This is a genomic window from Exiguobacterium sp. SH3S1, assembly GCF_004337105.1.
GTDB lineage: Bacteria > Bacillota > Bacilli > Exiguobacteriales > Exiguobacteriaceae > Exiguobacterium > Exiguobacterium aurantiacum_A.
In genome coordinates this window covers 78,435-96,630 of record NZ_SJUW01000007.1, presented here as the reverse complement: position 1 = coordinate 96,630, position 18,196 = coordinate 78,435, and the positions used below count along the sequence as shown (strand labels likewise).

Annotated in this window: 21 protein-coding genes; 15 read left to right on the top strand and 6 right to left on the bottom strand. The window is 51.0% G+C overall.

Annotated elements, in window-relative coordinates:
* Positions 1 to 103: 103 nt before the first annotated feature.
* Positions 104 to 1,090 (bottom strand): LytTR family transcriptional regulator DNA-binding domain-containing protein, encoded by a 987-nt coding sequence (locus EVJ26_RS09585; RefSeq protein WP_131470328.1) that lies wholly within the window; start codon positions 1,088 to 1,090, stop codon positions 104 to 106.
* A 136-nt stretch (positions 1,091 to 1,226) separates the two neighbouring features.
* Between EVJ26_RS09585 and EVJ26_RS09580 the strand changes: the two genes are divergently transcribed.
* The 4 genes from EVJ26_RS09580 to EVJ26_RS09565 all read left to right on the top strand — a co-directional run bounded on the left by EVJ26_RS09580 (position 1,227) and on the right by EVJ26_RS09565 (position 3,179).
* The gene (locus EVJ26_RS09580) at positions 1,227 to 1,607 is read left to right on the top strand and encodes a hypothetical protein (protein WP_131470327.1); all 381 of its coding nucleotides are present in this window, start codon (positions 1,227 to 1,229) and stop codon (positions 1,605 to 1,607) included.
* A gap of 13 nt (positions 1,608 to 1,620) precedes the next feature.
* A complete protein-coding gene (locus EVJ26_RS09575; protein ID WP_131470326.1) occupies positions 1,621 to 1,929 on the top strand; it encodes a nucleotide pyrophosphohydrolase in 309 nt (102 codons plus the stop codon).
* Positions 1,930 to 2,023: 94 nt separating this feature from the next.
* Complete coding sequence (locus EVJ26_RS09570) at positions 2,024 to 2,689, top strand: DUF3841 domain-containing protein (RefSeq protein ID WP_161567615.1); 666 nt, start codon at positions 2,024 to 2,026, stop codon at positions 2,687 to 2,689.
* A 19-nt stretch (positions 2,690 to 2,708) separates the two neighbouring features.
* Positions 2,709 to 3,179 carry a hypothetical protein gene (locus EVJ26_RS09565; protein ID WP_131470324.1) on the top strand — a complete coding sequence of 157 codons (471 nt, stop codon included), beginning with the start codon at positions 2,709 to 2,711 and terminating at the stop codon, positions 3,177 to 3,179.
* A 37-nt stretch (positions 3,180 to 3,216) separates the two neighbouring features.
* Here the strand turns inward: EVJ26_RS09565 and EVJ26_RS09560 are convergent, their stop codons facing one another.
* From EVJ26_RS09560 to EVJ26_RS09550, 3 genes are read right to left on the bottom strand one after another with little or no spacing between them, the layout of a single operon-like run.
* Entirely contained in the window at positions 3,217 to 3,495 is a 279-nt protein-coding gene (locus EVJ26_RS09560) for a hypothetical protein (RefSeq protein WP_131470323.1), read from the bottom strand.
* 18 nt (positions 3,496 to 3,513) lie between these two features.
* A complete protein-coding gene (locus EVJ26_RS09555) occupies positions 3,514 to 3,729 on the bottom strand; it encodes a hypothetical protein (RefSeq protein WP_131470322.1) in 216 nt (71 codons plus the stop codon).
* Positions 3,729 to 3,956 carry a hypothetical protein gene (locus tag EVJ26_RS09550; RefSeq protein ID WP_131470321.1) on the bottom strand — a complete coding sequence of 76 codons (228 nt, stop codon included), beginning with the start codon at positions 3,954 to 3,956 and terminating at the stop codon, positions 3,729 to 3,731. The genes EVJ26_RS09555 and EVJ26_RS09550 overlap by 1 nt, the downstream gene beginning before the upstream one ends.
* A 133-nt stretch (positions 3,957 to 4,089) precedes the next feature.
* On the opposite strand from EVJ26_RS09550, the gene EVJ26_RS09545 reads away from it, so the two are divergent.
* Positions 4,090 to 4,629 carry a DUF3841 domain-containing protein gene (locus EVJ26_RS09545; RefSeq protein WP_131470320.1) on the top strand — a complete coding sequence of 180 codons (540 nt, stop codon included), beginning with the start codon at positions 4,090 to 4,092 and terminating at the stop codon, positions 4,627 to 4,629.
* Positions 4,626 to 5,660 (top strand): flavin monoamine oxidase family protein, encoded by a 1,035-nt coding sequence (locus EVJ26_RS09540; protein ID WP_131470319.1) that lies wholly within the window; start codon positions 4,626 to 4,628, stop codon positions 5,658 to 5,660. The genes EVJ26_RS09545 and EVJ26_RS09540 overlap by 4 nt, the downstream gene beginning before the upstream one ends.
* 41 nt (positions 5,661 to 5,701) lie before the next feature.
* Here EVJ26_RS09540 and EVJ26_RS09535 read toward each other — a convergent pair whose 3' ends face one another.
* Together EVJ26_RS09535 and EVJ26_RS09530 are read right to left on the bottom strand one after the other, a co-directional pair.
* Positions 5,702 to 6,133, bottom strand: a complete 432-nt coding sequence (locus EVJ26_RS09535; protein ID WP_236634146.1) for a MarR family winged helix-turn-helix transcriptional regulator — start codon at positions 6,131 to 6,133, stop codon at positions 5,702 to 5,704.
* Between the two features lie 21 nt (positions 6,134 to 6,154).
* Positions 6,155 to 7,360 carry an MFS transporter gene (locus tag EVJ26_RS09530; protein WP_131470318.1) on the bottom strand — a complete coding sequence of 402 codons (1,206 nt, stop codon included), beginning with the start codon at positions 7,358 to 7,360 and terminating at the stop codon, positions 6,155 to 6,157.
* 150 nt (positions 7,361 to 7,510) lie between these two features.
* On the opposite strand from EVJ26_RS09530, the gene EVJ26_RS09525 reads away from it, so the two are divergent.
* The 9 genes from EVJ26_RS09525 (at position 7,511) to EVJ26_RS09485 (ending at position 18,100) form a co-directional block, all read left to right on the top strand.
* Positions 7,511 to 7,966 carry a hypothetical protein gene (locus tag EVJ26_RS09525; protein WP_131470317.1) on the top strand — a complete coding sequence of 152 codons (456 nt, stop codon included), beginning with the start codon at positions 7,511 to 7,513 and terminating at the stop codon, positions 7,964 to 7,966.
* Between the two features lie 11 nt (positions 7,967 to 7,977).
* Positions 7,978 to 8,439 (top strand): hypothetical protein, encoded by a 462-nt coding sequence (locus EVJ26_RS09520; RefSeq protein ID WP_131470316.1) that lies wholly within the window; start codon positions 7,978 to 7,980, stop codon positions 8,437 to 8,439.
* 11 nt (positions 8,440 to 8,450) lie between these two features.
* Positions 8,451 to 8,933, top strand: a complete 483-nt coding sequence (locus tag EVJ26_RS09515; RefSeq protein ID WP_131470315.1) for a hypothetical protein — start codon at positions 8,451 to 8,453, stop codon at positions 8,931 to 8,933.
* A 17-nt stretch (positions 8,934 to 8,950) separates the two neighbouring features.
* Complete coding sequence (locus tag EVJ26_RS09510; protein WP_131470314.1) at positions 8,951 to 9,403, top strand: hypothetical protein; 453 nt, start codon at positions 8,951 to 8,953, stop codon at positions 9,401 to 9,403.
* Complete coding sequence (locus EVJ26_RS09505; RefSeq protein WP_131470313.1) at positions 9,400 to 9,888, top strand: hypothetical protein; 489 nt, start codon at positions 9,400 to 9,402, stop codon at positions 9,886 to 9,888. The genes EVJ26_RS09510 and EVJ26_RS09505 overlap by 4 nt, the downstream gene beginning before the upstream one ends.
* Before the next feature lie 283 nt (positions 9,889 to 10,171).
* The gene (locus tag EVJ26_RS09500) at positions 10,172 to 12,325 is read left to right on the top strand and encodes a glycoside hydrolase family 3 N-terminal domain-containing protein (protein WP_131470312.1); all 2,154 of its coding nucleotides are present in this window, start codon (positions 10,172 to 10,174) and stop codon (positions 12,323 to 12,325) included.
* The gene (locus EVJ26_RS09495) at positions 12,322 to 15,540 is read left to right on the top strand and encodes a GH36-type glycosyl hydrolase domain-containing protein (protein WP_131470311.1); all 3,219 of its coding nucleotides are present in this window, start codon (positions 12,322 to 12,324) and stop codon (positions 15,538 to 15,540) included. Before EVJ26_RS09500 ends, EVJ26_RS09495 begins: the two co-directional genes overlap by 4 nt.
* Positions 15,541 to 15,575: 35 nt before the next feature.
* On the top strand, positions 15,576 to 17,108 hold the full coding sequence (locus tag EVJ26_RS09490; RefSeq protein WP_131470310.1) for an alpha-glucosidase: 1,533 nt from the start codon (positions 15,576 to 15,578) through the stop codon (positions 17,106 to 17,108).
* A gap of 17 nt (positions 17,109 to 17,125) precedes the next feature.
* Positions 17,126 to 18,100 (top strand): LacI family DNA-binding transcriptional regulator, encoded by a 975-nt coding sequence (locus tag EVJ26_RS09485; protein ID WP_131466299.1) that lies wholly within the window; start codon positions 17,126 to 17,128, stop codon positions 18,098 to 18,100.
* Positions 18,101 to 18,196: the final 96 nt, after the last annotated feature.

The following is an 18,196-nucleotide window of genomic DNA, read 5'->3' as shown; positions in this document are numbered from 1 at the left end:
TGCTTGCTTACATCATATCGAGAAGAAAAGGAGGACGCATTAGAATGGCGATAAACGGCGCTTTTTGAGGAGCGAGTGAAGCGAAGGAGACGGTGAATGGAGCTTATTTCAGCCCGATCATCGTCTTCAATTCGGCCATTTTCGTCTTTGAGAGCGGAATGGTCGTCTTCTCGGCATCATCTAAGACGAGACTAAAACTGTTTTTCGTATACGTGATGACTTCTCGTACCCGTTGGAGGTTGACGATGTACGACCGGTGGCAGCGAAAGAAGCCGTAAGGAGTCAGACGCGTCTCGAGCTCGTTCATCGTGAAGACGCTTGGGAACTGCTCGGATTGACTGTGCAACACGGATTGGCCATCCTGACTTTCGATGTAGTCGATTTCCGGTGGATCGAGCAAGACGATTTTCTCGTTCACTTTCGTCGGAATTTTCTCGAAGCGGACGTGCATCACATCAGGCGTGACATCTTCGTTCGCATCCGGTTCATCAGGTTCGACATCGAGTAGGCGCAAGTGCCGATGGTCGATGCGATAGACGGTCGATGTGACGAAGAGGGCACTCTCCATATTGCTCGTCAGAAGCAGGATCGTCTTTTGTTGTTGCTTCAGTTTCATCAACACGGTCGCAAACAAATGCCTTGTTTCTTGGTCGACGTTTTGATCGGGTTCTTCGAGCACGTAGATGTCTCGATTATGTAATAGGAGCGCCGCGTATTGGACGCGCCGGACGAGCGATAGGCTGAGTCGGTTCAAGCGTTTGTTCCGGTATGGTGTGAGTTGGACGGTTTGCAGAATCGAGTCGACCGCTTCCGTCGATTCATAGAGCATCTGCGTGAAACGCAAGAATTCCTCGACCGTCAGCCGGTCATATAAACCGTCACGGATAGAGAAGAGCGAAAGCGTACGATTTTCTGTATCGATGGTTCCAGAGTAGGCAGCGTGCTCGTCGGTCAGTAGCGCGAACAATATTTCCCGGGAAGTGACGCCGCAGTGAATGGCCGCGATTTCGCCGGGATTGATGGTAAACGAGATATCTTCAAGGATGAGTGTATCTTGTTGGCGAACAGAGACGTTGTCGAAAGTAAGCACCGAATCCCTCCCTTTTTAGTTGGAGTATAACATTTTACAAAGAAGGTCTTAAGAGGAAGATTATTACTCATTCAAGTTACATCTTTTGGTAAAATTAGAGGGCGTCGTTTTATAATAAGGTGGGTGAATCAATCATATGGTCACAAAATACGAACAACTCCAGACACAAGTGTTTGAGTTGCAAGCAGAAGTAGAGATGCTCCAGGCGTTGTTGCTTAAGGTAATCAATCAGGATGCGGCGTTACATCACAACATCGAAAGCGAATTAGAATACATTTTTCTGACACAAGAGTTACCAATCGAAAAACGTTTCGATGTTTCCTTTTATTTGACGCGACTGCAAAAAGAATATCAATTCGAGAAAGTCGTTCCCGATTTTGTATCTTTCCACGAAGGACTAAAGGAAGTATTAGGAGTAAACGAATTATCGATGAGTGTGTCGAAGCGATTGATTCAAGAGCATATCGATCGAGGTATTTTTGCGGTGGGGAAAGAAATCTTAACAACGATGAAATGAGGCTGTATAAGACATGAGCGAAGTACAACGACTGATGGACAAAGTGATTGAATTCCGAGACGAGCGCGATTGGGCGTTCCACCATAACCCAAAAGACTTGGCGTTATCGTTGTCGCTTGAGGCGAGCGAACTGTTGGAGTTGTTTCAATGGGTGTCGAGCGAAGAAGTGCTCGAGACGAAACAAGTCGAGATGAAAGAAGAGCTTGCGGATGTCCTCATTTACGCGCTGACGTTCGCCCATGCGGCAGGAATCGATGTGTCGCAAGCGATTGAAGAGAAGCTTGAGAAAAATGCGGTGAAGTATCCGAGTCCGAACGCCTAAATTGCAATCGACCGACTAACCCTGACCATTATTTTCACTACTTGTTGATATGAAATCGGATAAAGTGGTGAAAGAAAAAATATGGAGAGGGTTAATGAATATGGGCATCTATTATACGTATCAGCATGAAGACGCTTGGAAAGTGGCATTGGAGCGAGGATATTTACAAGGTGACCCTCGATACGCCATGTTCAATGACGAAGGATTTGATTTTTTCAAACCGGCTTATGACTGGATGGTTGAACAATATGAGCAACGAATTGGGATTTCGCTGAATGGAAACTATCCGGTCTGGTGTTTGGACGAGTTTCCTGACCTAAGCACTGACGGACATATCGGACAAGGAAACAAAGGTGTTGTGTTGACGGTTGAATTACCGGACGATCAAGTGTTGGCTTCGGAAATTTCATTTTGGGACTTCGTTCCGTATAACTCTACTTTTTGCGATACAGCCGAAGCATTTGACCACCGGGAAGACATTGACCCGGCATATACACGAAAGTCTTGGGAAAAAATCTTTGATCGAAAGTGGTGCGAAGAGATGGCGGTCAATCGGTCAATCGAGGCACCTGACTATCAATACGTGATTCATCGCATCGAGCTACATCAAGTCCGAGCCGTCATGCCGTTCCAAAACTTGAATGACAGTTGGTCGGACCGGATCCGAGGATTTGGGTGGCGTCTCGGCTATCGACTTGGTTTGAAGAAGTCGATTCCATTCCATTGGCAAGGAAACTGTCATTTTAAAGAAATCAGTTGAAGAGGGGAAGACAGGATTCATGACCCAACGCGAACGGTTTGATCACTTATACGAAGCAGGGAAACGTTCCACCCGCCAAGCGTTCCTTCTTGGATTGTTCATCGTCTTACTCGGCCTTATGTTTTGGTTCACAGGCGAGCGTCGACTCGCTGAACTAATTTGGTTCGTCTTGTTCATTCCAGCCATTGGGTTCGTTAAAATAAGGTCACGAACGAAGACGTTGCTCACGTTCAACGATGCTCCCGACTATCGGCGACTTGTCTGGTATGAATATTGGAGCGGGATGGCCGTGATTGTGATTTTTTGTATCTTGATTGTGACGTTGCTATTACGTCCGGAACAAGCAAATATTTTAATTCTCGTTGTGGCGTTCAATCTATTTGCGTGGATTGCCTCTTCTAAGATTGATCAAAGGCTTGCTAATATCGACCCGGAGCACGTCACACATAAAGTCTACGAACGAGGAAAAGTCGGTTTCTTTCCGAAATGAAATCAATAAAAAGGGAGTAGCGCGCGCTACTCCCTTTTTATGAAATCGATCGACCAGTAATGCGGTCGACGAGTCGTTTCGCTTCAAGTAGTGACATGTCATGAGTCTCCCGTAAAAACTTTACGGCCGTGACGACCCCATGCGTATCAATTTTCTCTTTCACTATTGCAGCCAACGCATCGTCTAGTATGAGAGGATCGTTCTGAATTTGCTTTCGCCGCAGTGCACGTACGTCTTTTGCTTGCTCAGCAATTACATTGATTAAAAAGGCGTTTAGCAGGAGCGATGCGATTAAGAACATGGTGTTCAACTCCATGGAAACACTCCTTTCGCTTTAGTCAGGCATGATGGTGAAGCTATATGCGTTCGTCAGCGGGTTATGAATAATTAACTCGTAACTGAGTTGTTGTTCGTTCGCCTTGTCGACCAATAGATTGATTTCCGACATGTTGAATACGCGTTGACAGGCGATAGTAGAGACTAGTAATACACCGCCGATGATGGCTGTGATGACGAGACGTTTCGTCCAAATTGTGAATGATGTCGACATTAAGGGCGTGCCTCCATCTTTTCTTCGATTCGTTCGAGACGTTCTACTAAAACGTCGAACTGTTGTTGCTGATGAGCTGCGGCTTGACGCTCCAGATCGAGTCGCGTGTCAGCTCGTTTTTCATAACGACCGATAAATCGAACGATCAATACGATGCCGGTAATGATTAACGCGAGTGGGACAATTATTGCCAATAAACTAAATAGTAATGTGATTAAAACATTCATCCTCTTTCCTCCTTTACGTAATCCACACGACTAGTATACTTCCAAATTCATACAAACTCAAAGAGCTCGAGGGTGGATGGATTGACCTCACGTTCGTTATGCTATAGATAACAGACATTAAAGGAGTTCGATTATGGCAATTTACTATACATATCAACACGCAGCAGCTTGGGAAGCCGCAGAAAAACGAGGCTACTTGTTCGGCGACCCAGAATATGCCGTGTTTCAAGATGAAGAGTTGGCATTATATCGCCCTGCCTATGATTGGCTGGCCGGACAATACGAAAAACGGACGGGTCAGTCGCTCGCGGGAGCGTATCCCGTTTGGTTGAGTGATACGATTCCAGACGTCGGACGAGGAGGGTATCTTGAGCCGGGAGAGCCCGGTGTCGTCTTGACCGTCGATTTGCCGGATCTGAGTGTGCTCGCGATAGAGGCGGGCTATTGGAATTTTGCTGTGAATCGTTGGTTTTTGACGTTCGAGGACAGGGAGGCGACAAGTGAAGAAGAATTGCAGACGTCATGGGAGAAGATGTTCGACCAGGATTGGTGCGAGGCAGTAGTTGAGGAGTATCCCGAAACGAACACGAAATACTACTATCTCGTCAATCGAATCGAGGTCGGCCAAGTGCTTGACGTGATGACGTTTATCGAGGAAGGAGCAACATTATGAAAATCGCCATCATCGGGGCGGGCGTCAGCGGCCTTTACGCCGCCTCGCTCCTCATCGAAAAAGGTTATGACGTCACCGTATTTGAAGCACGCGATCGCATCGGCGGACGGGTGTTGAGCCAAAATGGCTTCGACCTCGGTCCGACATGGTATTGGCCGGACACCGAGAAGACGATCACGCAACTCGTCGAACGACTCGGACTTCCGGTGTTCCCGCAACATACGACCGGTGACTTGATGCTCGAGCGGAAAGTTGGCGTGATCGAGCGCCACGCGTTGCCACCCGAGCAGACCGTTCTATCGATGCGGCTTGAAGGCGGTATGGCGACACTGACCACAGCGCTCGCTGGGAGACTTCCAGAAGGGACAATCGAACTCGAGACGACCGTCACGTCGATTCGACAGACAGAAGACGGGGTATCGGTCACGGTCGAAGCAGGATCGGCAAAAACGTTCCAACACGTCATGTTAGCCATCCCGCCACGGCTCGTCTCACGCATCTCGTTTCAACCAGAACTGTCTGAAGCGACGAAGGCGAAGCTGTCGGCTACACCAACGTGGATGGCCGGACAAGCAAAAGTGGTCGCCGTGTATGACCGACCGTTTTGGCGAGACGCCGGCTTATCGGGGCTCGGTATGAGTTGGTCCGGGGTGTTGCAGGAGATTCATGACGCGTCAGCGCCGGGAGGGTACGGGGCACTGTTCGGTTTCTTCCGGTTATCACCTTTTGAGCGGGCCACACTAGACCGGGACGAGCTCAATCGTCTCGTCGTCGAGCAACTCGTTCGACTGTTCGGGGAAGAGGCACGCGAGCCGCGTGACGTCTTGTACGTGGATTGGTCGAGTGACCGCGACACGGCAAGTTCGCAAGATGCCCAACCGTTGACCGACTTCCCTGTTTACGGACCGATTACGCTCGACACCGCTTGGGCAGGACGTCTCTCACTTGCTGGGACCGAGACGGATTCCATGTTCGGCGGTCATATCGAAGGGGCACTTCGTTCTGCAATCCGGGTCGTCGAGCAACTCTAACCAAAAATGCGTATCCTCCCAAGTCGGGACGATACGCATTTTTATTTGAACTTCTGAATCATCAACGCGAGCGCGCGATTGATCATCTTCATCTCGTCATCCTCGAGCACGGAGAACATCTCTTCGGCGAGCTGTTCTTCGATTCGATCGACTTGTTTCGAGTAGTCGAGGCCGACCGGACCGAGCCGGATGAAGCTCTCACGCAAGTTGTCCGGATTTTTCTCTTTTTGGACGAACTGGCGTTGTTCGAGCACTTTCAACACTTGGCTGACCGCACTTTTCGAGATATTCATCTTCGTCGCGATCTCGGTCGTCGTCCATGTGTCTTTTCGTTTGAAGAGCAGCAACATCTGTTCTTGCTGGTAACTGAGTTCAAACTCGTTCAAGTCGGTAAAGTATTTGGTGAACAACAAGTCGAGCTCGTCGACTTGACGATACATCTCAATGACTTGTTGTTTGCGTGTCTCTTTCAAAACCCGTTCTCCTTTCATTCCTTAACGTGTGTCACGGAACGTCTGGCTCCGCACATACAGGACGATACTAAATGCTAGTCCGATTATACCAAACGTGATGAGGAGCGTTTGAATCGGAACGGATAACGCGACAAGGATTGATAGCACGGCGAACGCGATCGGCTCTAGGCCGGACGCGGCGAGCGCCATGATGCTCATGACGCGACCGATCTTATCTTGGTCGCTATGCTCTTGCATGAGCGTGACGGCCGGCAAATAGACGAGCATCAGCATGAAGCCGCTCATGGCCGCCGCGAAAGCGAGCATCGGGACGGACTCGGCTTGCGTGTAGAAGAGAAATGCGACAATCGTCAAGAACAAGGCGCGGAAGACGAAGCGGCCGCGGTGGACCGACCGCAGCAACAAGACGAGAAAACTTGCGACGAACGTCCCGACGGCGAGCCCACCTTCAATCAAACTCAAATCAAACGCCGTGCCGCCACGTTCACCGACGAGGATCGGGATGCTCATGATGAGCGGTCCCATGATGAACAAGTTGACGATCGCAATCGAGAACGTACCGCTTCGCAAAATCGGTGTCTTCGAGACGTAGCGGATTCCTTCTTTCAAATCCAAGACGACGTGCTTGAGCGACATCGTCTGTGCCGCTGGAATATGGTCTCGAATCAGCCGCGGCATCATCAAGAAAGCAGAGATAAAGATGAGCGCAGCCGCGGTACTAAAGCTAAGACCGAAGCCGCCCCACGTCAACAGAAGACCGGCTAAAAATGGACCGATCACGAACATGAGCTCGAGCGACCCTTGGAATAACGAGTTGGCGCGTTGGAGCTCGTGTTTTTTGACGAGAGACGGGATGAGTGAAGACAGCGCCGGATACGACATGCCGTCCAATAGTCCGAACGCAATTGAGATGAGGACTAGTGCGACCACGGAATAAGCGTCATTTAAGTGCAATGAGACGACGACGAGCATCAAGACACCTTGCCCGAGGTTCGTCAAAAATAAGAGACGACTCTTTTGATAACGGTCGGCAAAGACACCGCCGAACACCATCATGATCACGCGCGGCAACGAGACGGCCGTCATGATGATGCCGAGCAGGGCCGGTTGTTTCAACACATCGATCGTGAGCCACGACATGCTCAAAAAGAAGATGGAAAAGCCGAGCGTCAGCGTCATGCCGGACAGCCAAGTGAAAATGAAACGGGAATTGTGTAGCAAGTTCATAAGGAGACCTCATTTTTAAATAAAGTTAAGTTAACTAAACTATAAGACGAGATTTTAATCTCGTCAAGCAAATCGGACCGACGAGAAAAATGTAAAAATACGGAACTTTTTGAGACGGATGAACGTATAATTACAGAAGAGGTGAACGATATGAACAAACATGAACGTCTAAAGAAAATGATTAAAGGAAATCGCAAATGGCTTCTCGTCAGGCTCGGTTTTGCGATTCCGATTGGCGTGCTTCTTTTCTTCTTTTTGCAAACCGAGACACACGCTCTCTTGTACGGCAGTTTGATGATTGCGTCATTGTTTGCGTACGGAGTGATGATTGTTCGCGAAAGTCGGTTTATGAGCAGCTTTACCGAGCGGGTCCGGGCCAAGCGCATCATTCACATCCAATATATATTTGATTTTATGATGGTTGTCTTTATTTGTCTCTTTTTCCCGTTGCTCTTGAAGTTAGAAACAATTAGTTGGGTACCGTATTTTGTCTTCTCACTTACGGCTTTAGCCCTGGTGCTTGTCGAGCGTTTACTTGATGAGAAGGTAAAACTGATTGACCCTGAACAACCGACGCGTCGAGACGTCAAACGAGAAAGTTTTTGAGGGGGAATTCGATGATAAAACAAGAACGCATCAATGTCATCTATAAATCGAACGTTAAAATGGCATTGCTTCAAGGCCTCATCACGTTTCCGATGTCGTTTTTCATCGTCGGTTTGATTGAATCGGATTCATGGAACGGTTGGTACGTGACCGGTGTAGCCGTCTGTTTGTTGTTACTTGGGGGCTCTTTTTTAAAGGTGAGTCGGTTCGAGATCGGGTTGACCGAGCACGCTGGTGTAAAAAAAATCATTGCACGACGAAACGGATTCACCTTCGTCCTGTTTGTTCTCTCGATTTTGTCGATTGCACTGACAATTAAACTCGGTTGGATGTATGCGTGGATAGTGGTGCTGACAATCGGTGTGTTGTATGGAGGATACCGCTTGATTCGAAAACAAGACGAGCGATTGACGGACATCGACCCGGAGCATCCGAGGTTTCGGGAGATTCGACTCGATAATGTTAGGGACTAAGGGGGAGACTGATGGACCGGGAAACTCGATTCCAAGCGCTGTTACAAGTGGACAAAACGTATCGACGTTTTATGATTGGGAGCAGTGTACTCCTTTTCGTGGGTGCGCTCTACTTTATGATGCAGACGACTTACTCCAGCATGATCGCGGTTGTTGGCCTCGTGCCGACGCTGTTTTTCGAATGGAAAAAGACGGTTGTCTACCTGCAGTTTAATGAAGACTGGGCGTATCGTCGTCTCATCAAAGTGAATTTTTTCTCACTATGCTTCACTTTCTTTTTACTGTTCAGTCTCATTGCGCTGCTTTTGACGGGGAAAATTCATGTGGATGCACTTATGTGGGCACTGGTGATTGGGGCACCGCCATCCATCTTGTTGCCGTTTTGGATTGACAAAAAACTTCTTCAACTCGACCCGGAACATGTCACCTCGAGTATGCTAGTGAAAGCCAATCGTGAGCAACTGAAGCGCCGTCTTGACGGAATCAATGATTAGAAAAGGACTGAAGTTGTATGACGAAACAAGAACGAATAGACCGAATGGATACATATCGTAATCAGTGGAAGAAACGGCGGGAGACGTTATTCGCACCGTTCCCTGCATTCTTATTTTTTTCTCTACTCGCTGAAGAGATTTGGTGGTTATGGACAGGGTTGATGGCATTGTTAGCAGCCGGACTGATAGTATCTTTATGGAAGGAAGCCGATGTGTTTGCTCGTCTGTCTGACAAACCTGAGGCGCAACGGGCGACACGGAACGTCTACTGGATTCTCATCGGTTGGCTCGCTCTCACAGTCGGTAGTGTCGTCAGCTATAAACTCGTGGCCCCGTGGTGGGTATGGGTGCTCCTAGTGTGCTGCGCGGTCATGCTGACGCTATTTTATAACCGATCCAACAGATCCGTCAGTAAAGACCCTGAGCAACCGCTTCGTTCAGAATTAGCTACGGCGAGAGGTGTCCTATGACCAGCCTGACAAAACAAGAACGCATTAATCAGCTGCTCGTACAAGACGATACCCATTGGTTTGTACGGTGGTGGATTTGGATGGCCGGGCTCGTCGCCACGGTCGTCGTCGGCTATATGGCACCGACGTGGCTCCCGTTTGTCTTGGCCATCTCCTATTTCCCGTATTTATGTCTGGAGTGGCGTAAGACGAAGCTCTTGCTCACGTTCAACGAAAGCCGTCGCTACACACGCTGGGTCTACATGGGCTTCGTGTTCGAATGGATCGGATTCGTCGCGATTTTGAGCCTGTTCGCTTTCTATCATGCAGGTGTTGTTTCGATTCAAGTTCTGCTGGCACTCATTGTCAGTTTGATTGTTTTCAGTATCCTCACCCCACGCTGGCTCGATCGATTCATCTTGATGTTCGATGACGACCATGTCACCGCGAAAGTGTTGAGCAAAGCAAAAGAACAACGGAATACCGAGCACAAAACGAGTCAATGACACATGTCATGGTTCGTTTTTTTTCATTAAGCAATCTCGAATTATGAATCGATAAGCTTCGTAAAGACTCTAGTTCACATAAGGATCCACTTTGTGAGAGTTGGAGAATACCGAGGGCATAGATAACAAGGTCATTGACCTAAAGATAAGATTTATCCATAAATTATATTTTTTATAGAAACGTTTCGATAAACCATTGCATCTCATTTTGTAAGCGCTTATACTTTTGATATACACAGGTGAAACGTTTCGATTTACAAATTAGAGATAAAGGCGGGATGGAATGAGAGCGACACAATTAGTGCAGCAAATGACGGTAGCCGAAAAAGTGGGACAGCTTGTTCAGACACTGCCATCCATTTTTTCGGATGACGAGCAAGATGTGATCACCGGACCGATCGCGGAGCTACTTAAGGAAGACGGCATCACCGACGAGAATCGGTGGAACATGGGATCGGTCATCGGGATCAGCAACGCGAAGCAAGCGCGAAAACTGCAGGAAAGTTATTTGCGACATAATCGACTTGGCATCCCGCTCCTGTTCATGGCAGACATCATCCACGGGCACCGGACGATTTTTCCGGTCCCGCTCGCGATGGCCTGTTCTTGGGATCTCGACGGACTTGAACAAATGGCACGCACTTCTTCTATCGAAGCGACGGCCTCCGGTCTACACGTCACATTCTCTCCGATGGCTGACTTGTCACGCGACCCACGTTGGGGACGTGTCATGGAATCGACCGGAGAAGACGTTTGGCTGAACGGGGAGATGGCGGCGGCGTTCGTCCGTGGCTATCAGACGAACGATTTGACGAGAGAAGATGCGCTAGCAGCCTGCGTCAAACACTTCGCGGCCTATGGTGCACCGGAAGGCGGACGCGACTACAATACGGTCGATGTGTCCGATCGCGAACTGCGTGAGTACCATCTACCAGCCTACAAACGGGCCCTTGAAGAAGGGGCGAAAATGGTGATGACGAGTTTCAACGTCGTCCATGGTGTTCCGGCCTCTGCGAGCGAATATCTCATGCGGGACATCCTCCGAAGCGAGTGGGGGTTTGAAGGCGTGCTGATCTCGGATTGGACGGCGATCAAAGAACTCATTCATCATGGCGTCGCTGAGACGTTGAAGGATGCGGGCGAACTCGCGCTACGAGCTGGCGTTGATATCGACATGATGTCGGGCGCATATTCTAACCATATCGAAGCGATGCTTGAAGAAGGAATCGATGAGGCGTTACTCGATGAGGCGGTCTTACGGATTTTGACGCTAAAAGAAGAGTTAGGTTTATTCGACAACCCTTACCGAGGGATAGATCAGACGAAAGAGACAGCGCTCCATCTGTCAGATGAGCACCGTGATCAAGCGCGGCGTCTGGCCGAGAAGAGTGTGGTCCTCTTGAAAAATGATGGTGTCCTCCCGTTACAAAAGCAACGTGTCGCGCTGATCGGACCGTTCGCCGACTCGAACGACGTGCTCGGTCCATGGGCGGGCTACGGGAAAAAAGAAGAGGCCGTGACGTTGCGACAAGCGTTCGACCGGGCCGAACTTCCATATACGTTTACGGGCGGGGCGACCGTCGAAGCAGAGATTGATTGGACGGAAGCATGCCGTATCGCCGAGCAAGCGGACGTGATCGTCTTGGCGCTCGGTGAAGCATCATGGATGAGTGGAGAAGCCGGCAGTCGGACGGACATTCGTCTTCCGAAGACGCAACGCGAAGGGCTTAAACGCCTGAAGGCGCTCGGGAAGCCGGTCGTGACGATCTTGTTCAACGGCCGTCCGCTCGACCTTCGCGACGTTGTCGAGCAGTCGGATGCAGTGCTTGAAGCCTGGTATCCGGGGACCGAGGCCGGTTCGGCACTCGTGAACTTGTTGTATGGGCAAGTCAGTCCGTCCGGGAAGTTGACGATGTCGTTTCCTTACAACATCGGACAAGTGCCGATTCGCTATGATGCGCTACGGACAGGGCGTCCGTCAGACATCGAACACGCCGACCCACGCTACACGAGCAAATATCTCGACGCGCCGAACGAGCCGCTCTTCCCGTTCGGATATGGCATGACATACACGACGTTTAGTTACAACGACTTCATCGTCAAAGAAGTAACGGACGGCATCGTCGAGGCGACGGTCGTCATTCGGAATGATGGGACGACGACGGCAGACGAGATCGTCCAATGGTATATCCAAGACAAAGTGGCCAAAGTCTCGCGGCCCGTCAAGCAATTGAAAGGGTACGACAAAGTGACGCTCGAAGCAGGTGAGTCTGTGACGGTAACGTTCACTGTTGAAGCAGACATGCTCCGCTATCTTCAGCCGAACGGTACGTTTGACGCCGACCCTGGAACGTTTACGCTCTTTGTGGGCCCGAACAGCCGTGACGTATTGGCAAAATCTTTTGAACTAAAAACAAAAACGAGGTGTACGACGTGAATGTATTAACCGAACAGACGACGCTGACAGCTGGAGACGTGAGCCTCTCGCTCACTCCGATGGGAGATATCCGTCAATTAAAAACCGGACCGATCATGGTCAACCAGTTGATCCACCATCCATTTGATGGCTCAATGGCCAACCTCTACGTCCGATATGAGAAAGGGGTTGCCCGTCCGTTGCTTGGGCTTCATTCACCTAGTGATTTCGTGGCCTCAGGCCAGGAAATCGTTTGGTCCGGGCGATACCCTGAGTTCGCTTATGAAGTACGGGGGACGCTCAGTGACACTGGCGTTCGCCTTGATGCGACATTCGAAGGGACAGGTCGATTCGACGTCACATACGTCCAAGATCTCGGGCTCGCTGATGAAGGCGGTGTCCGCACGAACGAGGCGTACATGGCCCAGTATATCGACTATGTGAAGACGGGTGCGGCGCTGATGGCCCGCCAAAACCAAAAGCAGTCGACCGGGTTCCCGGCGATTCGGATGACGTCGTCCCGAGCCATCGCAGAATATGCGACGGACGGATTTGACGTGTATGGGACATCGTATAAATTGACTGGACGGGCCGCGGGGCTAGACGGGGCATTGCCTTCCCGCGTGTATCAATATGAGTTCGCCTTGCCGACGCTTCGGACCGAAACGTTGGACATGGGGACGGACCGAGAAATCGCGTTCGAATTGTCATTCGTTCAAGATCATCCAGAGGCGCTGACCGAGCAATCGATCGAGCGTTTCGTAACGGTCGAAGCGGGAGCGCCTGTCGAACAACCAGTACGTCCGCGTCCGCGTCTTCGCCAACCGTTCCAACCAATCAGCGGAGCCGGGCTCACGATGACCGAAGTCGAGCGCCTCTATCCGGTGCGCCGACTCGAGGAGACGGAAGACGGACAGCTCTTGTCCTTCTTCACAGAAGAGGGCGCGCACGTCGTGTTGGCGGCGAAAGAGCACCTCGTTGAGCGGAGTCACGGCAACATCTTATTGAACGCCGGCAGCCTGATGCCGGACGAGTCGAAGCTCGCGACGACCGTGTTCATGAACGGCGTCTTCAACTCGCACATCGTTTACGGCAACACAAACTTCAACAAGTGGACGACCAACGTCCGCAACCCGCTCAACGTCCCGAAAACTTCAGGGCAGCGCATCTATGTCGAGATGGACGGGGCATACCGTTTGTTGACGATGCCGAGTCTGTTCGAGATGCGGCTGAACGAGGCAGTGTGGCGCTACGAGCTAGACGGGGAGACGATCGTCGTCCGTACGTTCATCGCTTCGGATGCTCCGGTCATCAAGACGACCGTCGAATCGTCGCAACCGCGACGCTTCGTCATGAGTAACCAGATCGCGATGAACACGCAAGAGTACGTCGCCCCGTTCCACATGGAGCAGACGGACAACCGGCTCGTATTCAAGGCGGACGAGGCGGCAGACAGCGCCGCGACACGACCTGATCTGACGTACGCGATCGAGAGCGATCAGCCGTTCCAACTCCTCAAAACGTCGGATTGGTTCGATCAACCGTTCGAGGATGATCTCGTCTGGATGGCTTACGAGCCGAGTGAGCGTGTGACGATGCATCTTGGTCTGGCGACGCATACTCCGTTCGAGCTAGATGAAAAGCAGGAGCTACACGCTTACCGTACATGGATGGACAGCTATATGAACGGGCTCACACTTGAAGGTGAGACGGCGGACATCGAGGCGTTGAATATTCAGGCGCTATGGTACGTCCAAAACATGCGGGTGCACTATCAGTCGCCGCACGGTCTTGAGCAATATGGTGGAGCCGCCTGGGGGACGCGGGACGTGTCGCAAGGACCGATGGAGTTCTTGCTTTCGACCGGTCACTTTGACGAGGCGCGTAAACTTCTCCTCGTGATTTTCAGCCATCAATTCAAGGATGGGGATTGGCCGCAATGGTTCATGTTCGATGAATATGCGGGCATCCAACAAGAAGATAGCCATGGTGACGTCATCGTTTGGCCGCTCAAGGCGCTCTCGGATTATTTGAGCCGGACCGAGGACGTGACGTGCCTCGATGAAACGATTCCGTTCCGCGACCGGGAAGGTAAGGTGGAGGCGAACGCTTCGCTCTATACACACGTCGAACGCGCGCTCGGGTTCATTGAAGAGCATTTCGTCGACGGCTCGGTCTTCTCCGCCTATGGCGGGGGAGATTGGGACGATACGCTGCAACCGGCCGATGAGGACTTGAAACGTCACTTGATCAGTTCATGGACGGTCACCTTGACATACCAAGCGTTCCGTCAGTTGCATGAACAGTTGCCAACGTCTGCTTTGGCAGAACGTCTAGGCGAGTTGAGCCAAATCATCCGCAAACAGTTCACTGAGGAGATGATCCGTGACGGTGTGATCGCAGGGTTCTTGAAAGAAGTCGATGGACGGTTCGAGGCAATGCTCCACCCGTCCGATGAAACGCTGCCGATGCGCTACCGCTTGTTGCCGATGACGCGCAGTGTCATCGCGGAACTTGTCGATCAAGACCAGATGACACGTAACTTTGATTTGATCGCCACGCATTTGACGTTCCCGGACGGGGTTCGTCTCATGAACCGGCCAGCTGAATACCGCGGCGGCGTCAGCCGTCACTTTATGCGGGCCGAGCAGGCGGCAAACTTCGGTCGGGAGATCGGACTGCAATACGTGCACGCCCATATCCGTTACATCGAGGCGCTCGCGAAAGCAGGACATCGTGAGAAGATTCGCCCGGCCTTCAACATGATCAACCCAGTCCGGATGGACGAAGTGAAAAATGCCGCACCACGGCAACGGAACGCATACTTCAGTAGCTCGGACGGGGACTTCGCTGACCGCTACGCAGCGGAGTCGCAATTCGACCGCTTGAAAGATGGGACAGTACCCGTGAAAGCGGGATGGCGCATCTATTCGAGTGGACCGGGAATCTGGTTCAACCAGCTCGTCTCGAACTACCTCGGGATTCGTCTCGGGACAAACCATGTCGAGCTCGATCCGATCGTGGATGCCGATATGCATGTCCAGCTCCGCCTCTTCGGTGCGGATACGACGATCCAGTTCCGTAAGGGTGACCCGAGCGTGACATTGAACGGTCAGAAATTGACTGGTCACGCTCTGTCGAACCCTTACCGAGAGGCAGGACAACGCATCGGAAAAGATGAATTTTTACGCTACGCCAAGGAAAAGAATGAGTTAGTGATTACGGTGAAAGGGTGACGAATTCGTCACCCTTTTCTTAATAGGAGGAGCATATGGACGCAAAACAAATAAACACGGTCTATCAAGTGTATCCGAAGAGCTTTCAAGACAGCGACGGTGACGGGGTCGGTGATTTACAAGGAGTGGTCAGTCGCCTTGATTATTTAAGCTGGCTTGGGGTCGACATGGTCTGGCTGAATCCGGTATACGTCTCGCCCGGTTACGATAACGGTTATGACGTCGTGGACTATGCGCGGATCGACCCGATGTTTGGGTCGATGGAAGATATGGACGAGTTGATCCGAAAAGCGAAAGATAGAGGGATCGGCATCATGATGGACATCGTCGCCAACCACACGTCGCATCAGCATGATTGGTTCCTCCAGTCCGAGCGTGACCCGGAAGGAGCATACGGCGACTTCTACATTTGGCGCGATACGCCGAACGAATGGAGCTCGTTCTTCGGGGGCGGGACGTGGACGTATTCACCGGTCCGGGGCCAGTACTATTTCCATGCGTTCGCCCCGGAGCAACCGGATTTGAATTGGGGGAATGAGCAAGTACGGACGGAGATGGCGGGCGTCTTGGCGTTTTGGGCCGAGCGCGGGGTGACTGGTTTTCGTTTTGACGTCATCGATTTAATCGGGAAAGATGTCGACCGCAAACGATGGCTCGACTTTCCGTTGATGCGCCGCTACTTAAAAGATTTAGTGGCGCAAGTCGACACCTCTTCTTTGCTTCTTGTCGGTGAAGCGGGCGGATTGACCCCGGACGAAATTCTAGCTTTGCAACGGGACGGTTCGCTAGACGTCGTCTTTAACTTTGAAGTCTGTGCCCTCGACGAACAAGCGGGGCAGGGTAAATGGAAGCTCGCCCCGTTCGAGCCGTCGCGGCTGAAAGCCACGCTCGACACGTGGCAACGGGCGTTCGCGGTCGAGGGACGCAATAGCCTGTTTTGGAACAACCACGATCAACCTCGTGCCATTTCAAGATGGTATGACGGTGACGAGCGGGCGGCGAAAATGCTCGCGGTCCTCTTATACGGGTTGAAAGGGATCCCGTTCCTCTACCAAGGGGAAGAAGTCGGCATGACGAACGGTATGATCGCGCCAGAGGATTATCAGGATATCGAGACGGTGAATTACTTACGGACGGGCGGGACGCTTGATGCCGTCCGAATGAAAGGACGTGATCACGCCCGGCTTCCGATGGCATGGGGCGAAGGAGCGGACACGTTCAGCACGGGAACACCGTGGCTTCGGTCGCTTCACCACGACGAAGGTAGGGACGTCTCGACGATGCGCTTGGATGAAACGAGTCTGCTTCACTTGTACCGAGAACTGATTGCACTGCGTCGGACGAATCGAGTGCTACGTGACGGGGCGTATGAACTCGTTCCGACCGAAGATCATCTGTACGTCTATCGCCGCTTCCTCGCGGAGGAGACACCACTCCTTGTCGTCGTGAATCTGTCTCCGGACACGGTACCGATACCGGTTGAATGCGGGGACCGATTGATTGCCACAGAGCAGGTCGAGTCACCAATGCTACGGCCGTATGAAGCGTTCATATGTTATAATTTTTGACAGAAGGAAGTGAGGAAATGGCAGGAATCAAAGACATCGCAAAAGAGGCGGGCGTTTCGATATCGACCGTTTCGTATGCGCTAAACGGTAGTCCGAAAGTGACAGAAAAAACGAGGCAACGCATCATTAAAATCGCCGAAGAGTTGAACTACGTGCCAAACGCCGCGGCGCGTACGCTAAAGACAAGAAAAACGCATATCATCGGAGCGTTTCTCGGGGACTACTCCGGATCGTTCTACGGGGAGTTACTAAAAGGGATCAACCAAGAGCTGGCTGATACCGGCTATGAGTTGATCGTTTGTAACGGTCCCGAATCACATCGTCTGATGACTGAGCGCATGGTAGACGGGGCGCTCATCTTAGGGCATCGCTTCACCCAAGAACAAATTTTAGAGTTCGCGGATCGAGGCCATCCGCTGACGATGCTCGACCGTGAGATTGAACATCCGAACATCAGTTGTGTGCTACTCGATAATCAAATCGGAATGAATCAAGAGATGGACGCCATCTTGGAAACGAACCCTAATCAGATTCATCTTGTGAACGGTCCGGTCGGCAACCATGATGCTGTCGAACGACGGAAAGTCGTCGTTGATCGCGCAAACGCAGCCGGAGTCGCTGTTCGAGAATGGAACGGCGAGTTTACGAAACGTTCAGGTATCCGGGCAGCGAGTGAATTGCTTGAAGTGATTCAAGAAGGCGACGCCATTATTTGTTTGAACGACGATATGGCACTCGGGGTTTATGACGTCTTGCAAAACTTTTCTCTCCGGATCGGGGAAGATATCTCGCTCGTTGGCTTTGATAAACTTGAAATCACCAACTATACTCAACCTCGAATCGCGAGTGTCAGCTACTCGAAGCCGGACTGGGGCAAGAAGGCGGCTCGTGCGTTGCTCCATTTGATTGAAGCGAAGGAAAATTCAAAACAGACAATCCCTTCAAAATTCATTAAAGACGCTTCAATCCGAAAAAAAAATAATAAAAAATAAAATACGTATTGTAAGCGGATACATTGTGAACTATAATGTTTATAGAAACGTTTAACCTGTTGATTTTGCAGTAAACCTTTGTATAAACATTATTTT

Excerpts from the sequence above, each read along its gene's own strand:
- EVJ26_RS09555 (WP_131470322.1), bottom strand. The coding sequence starts at position 3,729 with ATGTCGACATCATTCACAATTTGGACGAAACGTCTCGTCATCACAGCC.
- EVJ26_RS09510 (WP_131470314.1), top strand. The coding sequence starts at position 8,951 with ATGACGAAACAAGAACGAATAGACCGAATGGATACATATCGTAATCAG.
- EVJ26_RS09485 (WP_131466299.1), top strand. The coding sequence starts at position 17,126 with ATGGCAGGAATCAAAGACATCGCAAAAGAGGCGGGCGTTTCGATATCG.
- EVJ26_RS09520 (WP_131470316.1), top strand. The coding sequence starts at position 7,978 with ATGATAAAACAAGAACGCATCAATGTCATCTATAAATCGAACGTTAAA.
- EVJ26_RS09565 (WP_131470324.1), top strand. The coding sequence starts at position 2,709 with ATGACCCAACGCGAACGGTTTGATCACTTATACGAAGCAGGGAAACGT.
- EVJ26_RS09570 (WP_161567615.1), top strand. The coding sequence starts at position 2,024 with ATGAATATGGGCATCTATTATACGTATCAGCATGAAGACGCTTGGAAA.
- EVJ26_RS09500 (WP_131470312.1), top strand. The coding sequence starts at position 10,172 with ATGAGAGCGACACAATTAGTGCAGCAAATGACGGTAGCCGAAAAAGTG.
- EVJ26_RS09550 (WP_131470321.1), bottom strand. The coding sequence starts at position 3,956 with ATGAATGTTTTAATCACATTACTATTTAGTTTATTGGCAATAATTGTC.
- EVJ26_RS09560 (WP_131470323.1), bottom strand. The coding sequence starts at position 3,495 with ATGGAGTTGAACACCATGTTCTTAATCGCATCGCTCCTGCTAAACGCC.
- EVJ26_RS09505 (WP_131470313.1), top strand. The coding sequence starts at position 9,400 with ATGACCAGCCTGACAAAACAAGAACGCATTAATCAGCTGCTCGTACAA.
- EVJ26_RS09580 (WP_131470327.1), top strand. The coding sequence starts at position 1,227 with ATGGTCACAAAATACGAACAACTCCAGACACAAGTGTTTGAGTTGCAA.
- EVJ26_RS09525 (WP_131470317.1), top strand. The coding sequence starts at position 7,511 with ATGAACAAACATGAACGTCTAAAGAAAATGATTAAAGGAAATCGCAAA.
- EVJ26_RS09545 (WP_131470320.1), top strand. The coding sequence starts at position 4,090 with ATGGCAATTTACTATACATATCAACACGCAGCAGCTTGGGAAGCCGCA.
- EVJ26_RS09515 (WP_131470315.1), top strand. The coding sequence starts at position 8,451 with ATGGACCGGGAAACTCGATTCCAAGCGCTGTTACAAGTGGACAAAACG.
- EVJ26_RS09490 (WP_131470310.1), top strand. The coding sequence starts at position 15,576 with ATGGACGCAAAACAAATAAACACGGTCTATCAAGTGTATCCGAAGAGC.
- EVJ26_RS09530 (WP_131470318.1), bottom strand. The coding sequence starts at position 7,360 with ATGAACTTGCTACACAATTCCCGTTTCATTTTCACTTGGCTGTCCGGC.
- EVJ26_RS09575 (WP_131470326.1), top strand. The coding sequence starts at position 1,621 with ATGAGCGAAGTACAACGACTGATGGACAAAGTGATTGAATTCCGAGAC.
- EVJ26_RS09540 (WP_131470319.1), top strand. The coding sequence starts at position 4,626 with ATGAAAATCGCCATCATCGGGGCGGGCGTCAGCGGCCTTTACGCCGCC.